Consider the following 2,441-nt stretch of genomic DNA (forward strand, 5'->3'; position numbering starts at 1 on the left):
CGGGGGGGGGGGGCGGCGCGCCGGGGGGGGGGGGGGGCCCCCGGGGTGGGGGGGGGGGGGCCGGGGGCCGCGGCCGGACACGGCGCGGGGGGGGGGGGGGGCCCCCCCCCCACTTTTGCGCCGCATTCGCTTTATTGGATTGGTGGTTTCAGCGTCGACCGAAATCAATGATCTGAAGATCAAAAGCACGAACAAGCACAGACACTCGGGGGTCTTCCAGTGCTCAGGCCGGGGGTTCGAGCATCGGGCCGCCCGCGACTCCGAGCGCCCGCAGCACGCCGAGCAGGTGATCGCGCAGGACCGCCTTGGCGGTGTCCGCGGCGCCGTCGCGCACGGCGGTCGCCACCTCGGCGTGTTGCCGGGTGATGTCCGGGCGGCGGTCCTGGGTCCGGGCTCCGGCGGTGATCCGCAGTTGCCGGTCGCGCAGCGCGTTGTAGAGGTCGTCGATGATGGGGTTGGCCGCGGCGGCGACCAGCCGGGCGTGGAAGTCGCGGTCGGCCTCGTGCATCTCCGCCGTGCTCAGGCCGCTGCCGTCGCATGCCGCATGGGCGCTGAGATCCTCGCCGACCCGGCGCATCGTCGCGGGGCCGTCGGCCGCGATCTTGTCGATGGCGAAGCTCTCCAGCGCCAGCCGGGCTTCGAGGACGGCGCGGGCCTCGGTGGGGGTGACCGGGACGACCAAGGCTCCCCGCTTCGGGTAGAGCCGCAGGAAGCCTTCGGTCTGCAGCCGCAGGAAGGCCTCGCGCACCGGGGTGCGGGACATGTTCATGGCGGTGGCCACTTCGCCTTCGGACAGCAGGTGTCCGTCGGGGTAGGTGCCGTCGAGCAGCCCGGTCTTGACGTGCCGGTAGGCCCGGTCCGCGGCCGGGGGTTCCGCGCTCGCCGGGCCGGTGCCGCCGGGGGCGGCGGTGGGCGGCGGCACGTCGTGGTTCGGTGTTGCGCTCGACACGCGCCCATAGTACTGATCCGCATCTTGTATCTATGGTGGATACAAGTCGAGAGAGGTGGGTGTTCCGGTGTCGGTCGGTGTTGCCGGGGAACAGCGGGTGGCGCGATCGAGCGTCGTCCAGCGCGGGGCCTGGCTGGTGTGGGGCGTGGGTGCGGCGTGCTACTTCGTGGCGTTGTTCCACCGGGCGAGCCTGGGGGTCGCGGCGCCGGACGCGCTGGTGCGCTTCTCCGCGGGCCCGGGGGTGCTGGCGCTGTTCTCGGCGCTGCAGCTGGGCGTGTACCTGGTGCTGCAGGTGCCGTCGGGGCTGCTGGCGGACCGGTTGGGGCCGCGGCGGGTCATCACCGGCGGGGTGCTGGCGCTGGCGATCGGTTCCGCGGTGTTCGCGGTGAGCGGCTCGGTGCTGGGTGGGGTCACCGGCCGGGTGTTCATCGGTATCGGTGACGCGTTCATGTTCACCAACGTGCTGCGGTTGGCGGCGCAGTGGTTCCCGGCCGACCGGTACGGCCGGGTGGCGGCGCTGACCGGTCTGGTCGGTGGGCTCGGGCAGGTGCTCTCGACGGTGCCGTTGACCTCGGCGCTGCACGGTCTGGGCTGGGTGCCGACGTTCCTGGGGGCGGCGGGTCTGACCGCGGTGCTGGCGGTGGTGGCAGGTGCGGTGATCCGGGATCGGCCGGCCGGGTTGGGGCCCGAGGTCCCGTCGGAGGTCGGGGAGCGGATCTCCCGCACGTTGCGCGTGGTGGTGGCGCAGCGCGGCACGAAGCAGTCGTTCTGGGTGCACTTCGTGCTCCTCTCCCAGTTCTTGGCGATCACGACGTTGTGGGGTGCGCCGTGGTTGACCGGTGCGCAGGGCGTGGCTTCGTCGGCGGCCGGTGGCCTGCTGCTGGTGGCGGCGATCGGGTTCATCGCGGGCTCGTTGGTGGCGAGCCAGTGGATCGCGGGGCGCCCGCGGCGGCGGGAGCGCTACACGTTGGGGATGTCGGTGCTGGTGGTGCTGACCTGGTTGCTGGTGGTGGCGTGGCCGACGGCGATGTCGGTGCCGCTGCTGGTGGTGGTGCTGGCGGTGCTGGGCTTCGGTGGTGGTGCGGCGATGCTGGCGTTCGACGGTGCGCGGGAGTCGAACGCGGTGCACCGTTCGGGTGCGGCGTCGGGCGTGGTGAACATGGGCGGTTTCCTGGCGGGGGTGCTGATCCAGGTGCTGGTCGGGTTGGTGCTGGAGGTGGTGTCGGTGCTGCCTGCGCTGGAGGCGTACCGGTGGTCGTTCGTGCCGGTGGTGGTGCTGCTGGCGGTGGGTACCGCGGGGCAGTGGGTCTGCCGGACGCGTCCGGTGGAGGTGCGGTCGTGAGGGCGCGGCGCGGCTGAGCGCGGTGCCGGTGCGCGGTTAGGGTCGCGTGATCGGTGCCGTCGGTCGGAGGAGGTCCGGGTGTCCACTGCGCTGGAGCTGCGGAATGTCGTGGGCGGGGTGCGGTCGGGAACGGTGGCGGGGGAGTCGTTG

2 protein-coding genes are annotated in these 2,441 nt (G+C 72.7%); one reads left to right on the forward strand and one right to left on the reverse strand.

The window, feature by feature from the left end:
- Positions 1–223: 223 nt before the first annotated feature.
- Positions 224–949, reverse strand: coding sequence for a GntR family transcriptional regulator (locus tag LCD31_RS29510; protein WP_224957456.1), 726 nt, complete (start codon positions 947–949; stop codon positions 224–226).
- A 97-nt stretch (positions 950–1,046) separates the two neighbouring features.
- Between LCD31_RS29510 and LCD31_RS09830 the strand changes: the two genes are divergently transcribed.
- Positions 1,047–2,291: a nitrate/nitrite transporter gene (locus tag LCD31_RS09830; protein WP_224957457.1), complete on the forward strand. Its 1,245-nt coding sequence runs from the start codon at positions 1,047–1,049 to the stop codon at positions 2,289–2,291.
- Positions 2,292–2,441 lie beyond the last annotated feature (150 nt).

The organism is Saccharopolyspora sp. 6M, assembly GCF_020176775.1.
GTDB lineage: Bacteria > Actinomycetota > Actinomycetes > Mycobacteriales > Pseudonocardiaceae > Saccharopolyspora_C > Saccharopolyspora_C gregorii.